Annotated in this window: 6 protein-coding genes and 2 pseudogenes; 5 read left to right on the forward strand and 3 right to left on the reverse strand. The window is 64.7% G+C overall.

What is annotated here, in order from left to right; all coding sequences use genetic code 11:
* Window positions 1-211: 211 nt before the first annotated feature.
* The 5 genes and pseudogenes from VEY12_02285 to VEY12_02305 all read left to right on the forward strand — a co-directional run bounded on the left by VEY12_02285 (window position 212) and on the right by VEY12_02305 (window position 5739).
* Window positions 212-1180, forward strand: coding sequence for an ABC transporter ATP-binding protein (locus VEY12_02285; protein ID HYM38960.1), 969 nt, complete (start codon window positions 212-214; stop codon window positions 1178-1180).
* Window positions 1177-1416, forward strand: a pseudogene (locus tag VEY12_02290) (ATP-binding cassette domain-containing protein). The gene VEY12_02285 and the pseudogene VEY12_02290 overlap by 4 nt, the downstream one beginning before the upstream one ends.
* 567 nt (window positions 1417-1983) lie before the next feature.
* Window positions 1984-3024, forward strand: a pseudogene (locus tag VEY12_02295) (ABC transporter ATP-binding protein).
* A gap of 6 nt (window positions 3025-3030) precedes the next feature.
* A complete protein-coding gene (locus VEY12_02300; protein HYM38961.1) occupies window positions 3031-4500 on the forward strand; it encodes a trimethylamine methyltransferase family protein in 1470 nt (489 codons plus the stop codon).
* Between the two features lie 60 nt (window positions 4501-4560).
* On the forward strand, window positions 4561-5739 hold the full coding sequence (locus tag VEY12_02305; GenBank protein HYM38962.1) for an aromatic ring-hydroxylating dioxygenase subunit alpha: 1179 nt from the start codon (window positions 4561-4563) through the stop codon (window positions 5737-5739).
* Here VEY12_02305 and VEY12_02310 read toward each other — a convergent pair.
* The 3 genes from VEY12_02310 to VEY12_02320 all read right to left on the reverse strand — a co-directional run.
* Window positions 5736-6668, reverse strand: coding sequence for an ABC transporter permease (locus VEY12_02310; protein HYM38963.1), 933 nt, complete (start codon window positions 6666-6668; stop codon window positions 5736-5738). The genes VEY12_02305 and VEY12_02310 overlap by 4 nt on opposite strands.
* 2 nt (window positions 6669-6670) lie before the next feature.
* Window positions 6671-7651, reverse strand: a complete 981-nt coding sequence (locus tag VEY12_02315; protein HYM38964.1) for an ABC transporter permease — start codon at window positions 7649-7651, stop codon at window positions 6671-6673.
* 67 nt (window positions 7652-7718) lie between these two features.
* Window positions 7719-7953: hypothetical protein (locus VEY12_02320; GenBank protein ID HYM38965.1), on the reverse strand; the 235-nt coding region annotated here is incomplete at its 5' end.

A 7953-nucleotide genomic window follows, 5' to 3' on the forward strand; every position in this document is an offset into this window, starting at 1 on the left:
AGGGGGAGTCCGACGCCGCCGGGATGAAAGGGTCGAATAGGCTCTACCATTCGAAACGCCGCGAAGCGACACTTCCCTCCTTACAACCCGTAACAAAAGCCTTTATAAAATGCCTCCAATCCCTGCATATGTCGCTCGCGCGGAGAAGCCCACCTCGCCTCGCTCGAGCGCGTTAGTGGGGTTGGTTGTCGGAGGAAGACGGAGGCGCTCGGTGGCACTCCTAGAGGTTAAGAATCTCAAGGTGCATTTCACAACACCCGACGGCGATGTTCGCGCCGTCGATGGAGTGAACTTCGACCTCAACGAGGGCGAGTCCCTGGGTCTCGCGGGCGAGAGCGGATGCGGGAAGACCACGGCCGCTCTCTCGATCATGCGGCTCCTTCCCAAGAACGGCAGGATCGTGAGCGGCTCGATTAACTACCAGGGCTACGACCTCACCACGCTGTCCCAGCCGCAGCTCCGCAGCGTGCGCTGGCACCATATCTCGATCATCTTCCAAGGGGCCATGAACGCGCTGAACCCCGTCCAGCGCGTCGGGAAGCAGATCGCGGAGCCCATCAAGCTCCACGAGCACGTGGATGACGAAGTCGCGGACAAGCGGGTCGGCGAGTTGCTCGAGCTCGTGGGAATCCACAAGGACCGCGCGACCGAGTATCCCCACGAGTTCTCCGGCGGCATGCGCCAGCGCGTGATGATCGCGATGGCCCTCGCGTGCAATCCCAAGATCGTGATCGCGGATGAACCGGTGACCGCGCTGGACGTGATGATCCAGGCCCAGATCCTCGAGCTCCTGGAACGCTTGAAGCGAGAGTTGGGCCTCTCCATGATCCTCATCTCCCACGACCTGTCCGTGATGGCGGAGACGTGCGACAAGATGGCGATCATGTACGCCGGGAAGATCGTGGAGACGGGCGGGGTCCGGGACGTCTTCAAAGACTCTCGGCACCCGTACACGAAGGATCTAATCGCCGCCTTCCCGGACATCAAGGGTTCCCGGGTGCTGCCGGCCTACATCCCCGGCGACATCCCGAGCCTCATCCACCCGCCCACGGGCTGCCACTTCCATCCGCGCTGCAAGTTCGCCTGGGAGTTGTGCGCGGAGAAGGAGCCGGAGCTGCTCCCGGTCAGCGACGGGCACTGCGCGGCGTGCCACCTGAACACGAAGGAGCGACCCGCATGACGGATCGGGAGCCCTACCTGGCCCTTCGGGAGTTCAAGGTCTGGTTCTCCCGCCGGCGGAGCTTCCTCGAAGCCCTGCGGCGTTCGGACCCGGGGTACGTTCGCGCCGTGGACGGACTCGACTTCACGATCGGCAAAGGGGAAATCTACTGCCTGGTCGGAGAGAGTGGTTGCGGCAAGACGACCACGGGGAAGGGGATCCTACAGCTCGTCCCGCCGACCCATGGCGACGTCTTCCTGAACCCGAGCACGCGCGAACTCGCGGCCTTCGAGGCAGCCAAGAGGAAGAGGGATGAGCCCACCCTTGAGCGGATCCGGCGTCGACGTTCCCTGACCTACAAGGAGTCCGTCCACCCGCGGCCCCTGGACTACCTGCGTCTTCTCGCGCTCCTGGCTCTGGGCGGCGTCGTGGGCATCTTTGGCGCCACGGGCGTCGTCACCGCGTTGCACCTCTCCGGCCTCGACGCCGCCGCCTCATTCGCCTACATCTTCGTCGGCGTGGGCATCGCGTTCCTGGGCACCTATCCCGTGGTGAGCGTGGGACGACGCGTACCCTACGTGCTCGCTCTCGCCGCGCTTGTCGCGACCAGCATCGCCCAGGTTATCGCGCTGGCTCTCGCACAGGCACAAGCGGGGTTGCCGAGCGATCTGGGTTCGAGCCTGGCCGCGTACTCGGCGTACATGCAGGAGAATTCCCTGTTCGTAGCCCTCGTCCAGATGGGTTTCGCGGCGGTCGCAGCGTGGTCGTTCGCGGGCATGTTCAGCACGTTGTGGGGCGGTTCGCTCGGGACCGAGACGGATCGCCTCCGCCGACTGCGGACACGCCTGCAGATCATCTTCCAGGACCCCTATGAGTCTCTGAATCCGCGGCACACCGTGTTCGACATTGTCGCGGAGCCGCTTCTGGTGAACCGCGTCACGCGGAGCCGCGCCGAGACGGAGGCCCGCGTCGAGGCGGCCCTCCAGGATGCGGGCCTGCGCCCCCCCAAGGAATACCTCCTTCGGCACCCTCACGAGCTCTCCGGCGGTCAGCGGCAACGCGTGGGGATCGCGGGCGCGCTCGTGCTGGAGCCCGAGTTCCTCGTCGCGGACGAGCCCGTCTCCATGCTCGACGTGTCCATTCGGACGGAAATCATCGAGCTGCTCCTCGAGCTTCGCGAGAAACGAGGGCTCACCTACCTGTTCATCACCCACGACCTCTCCTTGGCCTACGTCCTGGCCGACCGGATCGCGGTCATGTACCTCGGCCTGATCGTGGAGGAAGGGCCCACGGAGGAGCTCATCTCGCACCCCCGCCACCCCTACACGAAGGCACTCATCTCCGTCGTCCCGATTCCCGATCCCGACCAGAAGCGGGAGCGGATCATCCTCAAGGGGGAGCGGCCCGACCCCTCCGACATCCCCACAGGCTGCCGCTTCCATCCCCGGTGCCCCGTGGCCTTCGAACGCTGCGGATGGACCGCGGAGGAAGTCCTCGAGGGCCTGCGAGGCGCGGCGGGCGCGGACGGGCTCCGGCACCTCGAGACGGCGGCCCCCCAGGGACCGACCACGATTCTCGTGTCGAGCGCGACCGAGGCCTTCAAACCGTGGTTCCGCGATCTCATCGCCTCGAGGTCCGACGAGTATCGTGCCCTCAAGGCGATCGTCTCGATCGAACGGACGGGCTCGGGCGCCAAGATCGAGCTCCATCCGTTCGACGAACCCCGCCTGAAGCGCGCTGCGCCGAACGTGCTGGTCTCGTGCCATCTGTTTCCCGAGGATTTCGCCGCTCCCTCCGGGGTTGGCCCGCGAGCGCAGCCGGTTCCCGGGTCCCCGTTCCCCGCAGCGAGCACGGAGAACGGGTGATGCGACGTGCGCGCGCGACTGAGCGTCCTCTCCCAAGATGAGATTGAGACGATCCACGCCGCGACTCTGGAGGTGCTGGCACGGGTGGGCGTCAGTGTGCGGGAACCACGCGCCCTGCGGCTGCTTACGTCTTCGGGCGCGGGACGGGAGCCTGGGACGGACCGCGTGCGGATTCCCGAAACGCTCGTCATGGAGGCCGTTCGGGGTCTGCCAAAGCGATGGACGTGGCATGCTCGCGACCCGTCGAAGACATTCACGGTCGGGGATGGCAGCCGCACACGGCTGGGCCCAGGATCCTCGTGCACCAAGCTCGTCGACTACAAGACGGGACGCCCCCGCGTGCCTACGGAAAGGGACGGCGATGACCTCGTCCGCCTGATGGATGCGCTCGCGTACGTCGACATCAACTACACGCCCGTCTCCTACGGCGCATCCGAGGAACCGTCCGGGTACCGAGAGGTTGAGATCCTCGTGCGAGACCTGCAGAACACCTCGAAGGTCATGGTCGGGCCCTCCTACGACGGGGCCATGGCGAAGCAGGGACTCGAGATCGCCAAGCTGCTCGCGGGCGGCGAGGACGCCTTGCGGAAGCGGCCCATGCTCGCCGGCTACTGCGACCCGATCAGTCCGCTTACGCACGATCGCATGATGACCGAGACCCTGCTCGAATACGCCCGGATGGGTCAGCCGGTCTTCGTGATGTGCCTCGACCTCGCAGGAGCTTCCTCTCCTGCAAGCCTCGCGGGGACTCTGGTGCAGCAGAATGCCGAGATCCTGAGCGGCGCGCTCATCGCCTTCCTCGCAAACCCCAAGGCGCCTGTCGTCTACGGCTGCGTGAGCGGCACGATGGACATGAAAGCCGGGAGTGCCGCCGTCGGCGGGCCCGAGTTCGGCCTGATGGGCGTGGCCTCCGCCCAGCTTGCCCACTCCTATGGGCTCCCTTGTTCCACGGGAGGCCAGTCCGATGCGAGGATCCACGATGCCCAGGCCGCGTTCGAGAAGGGCACTACGCTCCTCGCGTCCATGCTCGCCGGCGCCGATTTCGTGGATCTGTACTTCGGCTCGTACGAAGGCTTCAACGCCACCAGCCCCGAGCAAGTCGTGATCGACCACGAGATCGCCGGATATACGCACCGCTACGCGGAGGGAATCCGGATCGATGGCGAGGCACTCTCGTTGGACCTCATCGAGGCCGTCGGACCCGGAGGCAGCTACCTGAAGAACCCCCGGTCCCTTCGAGACACCATGAAGCGCATGAGTACGGACTGGTACCTTCCCCGGTTGTTCACGCGAGGTGGTGGGGACGGGGCCGACGTCTCTTCCTCGAAGAGTCTCCTCGAGGCCGCCCACGAGGCCGCAGTCTCCATCTTGCGAGAGCACGCCCCGGTTCCGCTGGACCCGGCGGTCCTGAAGGAAGCCCGTGCCATCCTTCGACGTATGCGGAAGACCCGTCCTCGCGGCGACTCGAGCACCTAGGCCAACCGAAATATTAAGCCAGACTTCCGCATGTCCGAAGGAAGTCCGGGAGGCGCTCCAGTGGCACCGGGTCAGCGCAAAGCATCCGTGGTGGAGCAGAGCCGACGCCGCGCGGCGTTGCGCGCCGTAGATCGACCCCTCCGACGGGCGGCGACGTTGCCCGGATCTCTGTTCAGCGATGCGGAGGTCTTCGCCCACGAGACGCGCAAGCTGATCCAGAGATCTTGGACCTGCGTGGGCCGGGAGGACGAGATTCCCAACGCCGGGGACCTCCGCACGTATGAGATTGGCGGTTCCGGGGTGATCGTCGTCCGGGACGACGACGGCCATCTTCGGGCATTCCACAACGTGTGCCGCCATCGTGGCACGCGCCTCGTCGAAGGAGCCTCGGCGAGCGGGGTGACCGTGCTTCAGTGTCCGTACCATGCGTGGACCTACGACCGGACGGGAGGTCTCGTCGGTGCTCCCCACATGGACGAGGCCGAGGGCTTCGCTCGGGAGGAGCACGGACTCTATCCGGTCCCGACCGAGGTTTGGCGCGGCTTCCTCTTCCTGAATCTGGATTCCCGGGCGCGTCCGCTCAAGGAGTCTCTGGGTCGCTTCGCAGAGCGGGTGGCACCCTACCCGCTCGAGCGGCTGCGCCGTGCCCATCGTGTCGTCTACGAGATCGCCGCGAACTGGAAGCTTGTGGTCCAGAACGCGAACGAGTGCTACCACTGTCCCGGGGTCCATCCCCAGCTCGTCCGGCTGACCCCCTACCGGTCCGGCGAGGAGGACCTGAGGAAGGGCCCGGTCTTCGGGGGATGGATGGACTTCGTGGACGGGGCGCGTACCCTCAGCCCCGGCGGGACCACGGCCCGGCAAACGTTCCCAGGCCTCTCGGCGGAGGATCTCCGCCGGGTCTACTACTACGTCCTCTACCCGAACAATTTCCTGAGCCTTCTTCCCGACTACGTCACCCTGGATTGGTTCATCCCGCTCTCCCCGGAACGAACGCGCCTGATGTTCGACCTGTACGTGGACCGGGACGAGCCCGACCCCGCCGCGGATGCGATGGACTTCTGGGACACGACGAACCGCCAGGACTGGCATATCTGCGAGCTCGCCCACCTAGGCTCCAAGACGATCGCGTACCGGCAGGGCCGGTACAGCAGTGAGGAGGAGGTCGTCCACCTGATCGACCGCTACTACCTGCGGCGGATGGGCTTCCTGAACGACGGGCGAGGCCGGACGACCTAGGCGCCTTTGACGGCACCGCCCCGCCGCTTCAGGGCGGGGTTCAGAATCTCCTCGATTCCGTAGCCGAGCATCGCGAACCCGAGCACGAGGACGGTGATGCAGATCCCCGGCGGGGCGAACCACCACCACTGCCCGATCAGCATGGCGTTGCTCGTGTACGCGTAGTTCACCATCTGGCCCCAGGTCTCGATGCCCTGGGGTCCCAGCCCGAAGAAGGAGAGGAACGCCTCCGTGAAGATTGCACTCGACACGGTCAGGACCGCTTCGGCCCAGACCAGGGGCATCACGTTCGGGAGGAGATGGCGTGCTAGGATGTATGCCTTCCCCGCACCGACCGCGCGGGCGCGTTCTATGAACTGCCGTTCCTTCAGGGACAAGACCTGGGACCGGATGACCCGCGTTGTCGTCGGCCAGCTCACGAGCGCGATGGCGAGGACGATCGTGGCGAGACTCGGCTTCAGGATGGAGACGATCACGAGGACGAACGGGAGCCAGGGCACGACGAGGAAGAAGTCCGTGATCCTGGACAGGAGCTGGTCCGTCACCTTGCCGTAGTACCCGGCGATCAGGCCGAGGGTCGTTCCGAGGATCATCGCCGCGAGCGAGGCGATGAACCCCACCAGCAGGGAGATCTGGGTTCCATATACGAGCACGTTGAGAATGTCCTTCCCGTTGTTGTCGGTACCCAGCAGGTGCTGCGACGAAGGGGGGAGGTTGTTGGGAAATAGCTCGAGGAGGCTCTGGTAGGGCCCGACGAGGAGCGGCGCGAAGACGGCCAGGACAACGAAGAACAGGATGATGATCAGGCCGGCCAGGGAGAGCTTGTTCCGAAGAATCTCGAGGAACGTCCTGCGACCGCGGGCCAGGTTCGCCTGGACGCGCTCCCGAAACAAGGAATACCGCTCCTCCGAGCGGATTGTCGCCCCCAAGCTCAGGCCTCCCGGACGCGCGGGTCCAGGAACATGTAGAGGACATCCGCGACCGCGTTCGCAAGGACCACGCCAATCGTTGCGATGAGGAAGACTCCAGAGAGCACAGGGTAGTTATTGTTGATTGTCGCGAACCAGGTGAGGTATCCGAGTCCGTTGATGTTGAACACGGTCTCGATCACGATGACGCCGCTGACGACCCATCCAAAGTACAGCGCTGACGCCGTAACGACCGGAAGCCGCGCGTTCGGCAGCGCGTGCCACCGCAACTGTTGCTCCTGGGTCAAACCTTTCGCAGCGGCCGTGACCATGTAGTCTTCGGGGAGGACGTCGGTCAGGGAGTTCCGCAGCGTTAGGGAGAACCACGCCACGTTCGTGATAACGAACACGAGGATCGCAGGGACGTAATAGTAGAGCGTGGCCAGCGAGTCCTGCACTGGGTCTCCGACTAGGGTGAGTTGGCCCGGGAGGTCAAACACCCGAACCTGATATGCGAGGCCCCAGACGATGATGAGGGATACCCAGAAGGACGGCATGGAGTAGCCGGTCAGCGTGGTCAGGGTGATGACCACGTCCGACTTGCTCCCCCTCCGCCATCCGGAGATCCGGCCCAGAACCAGCCCCAGCCACATGGTCACGACGGTGGCGAGGCCAATGAGCGTGAGTGTGGTTACGAGCGGTCCCGCGATCACCTGAGCTACGGGTGTGCCACGATAGGGTTGTGTGATGGACGTTCCCAGATTCCCTTGGAGCAGGTTTCCCATGTAGATGACGAACCTCTGCACGACGGGCTTGTCGAGCCCCCATTGCTTGATGAGCTGGGTGCGGATTGCGCAGCTCCCGAGAACCTGGCTGACGTTGCTACCGCCGCAGCCCTTGGGGGTTACTACATAGGTCGGATCGCCGGGGAGGACTTGAAAGATGAAAAAGTTGAACGTGGTGATGAGGAAGACTGTCAGGACGACGAAGATCGCCTTTCGCAGGAGGTACCTGCGAAAATTCGTCTACTCGCCCCCACGATTTCCCACATCACCATCTCCTGGCGCGGTACTACTTCTTGGGTGGGAGTTCGATCTTAGACTCCTTTTCCTCCTTCCTCCGCTTGCGCCTTGTGAGGTACACGACCCCGATTGCAAGAGCCGCGATGATGACGACCGCCGCGATAACCCCGATCACCAACGGAGTGAAGATCGTCGTAGGCTCCTGCAACGGCGCGAGGGCGAAGTTGACGTTCGTCGCGACACCTGAGATGACCGTAGACGTCTTGGACCCTGGTTGGTAGCCG

The organism is Thermoplasmata archaeon, from assembly GCA_035632695.1.
GTDB lineage: Archaea > Thermoplasmatota > Thermoplasmata > RBG-16-68-12 > RBG-16-68-12 > RBG-16-68-12.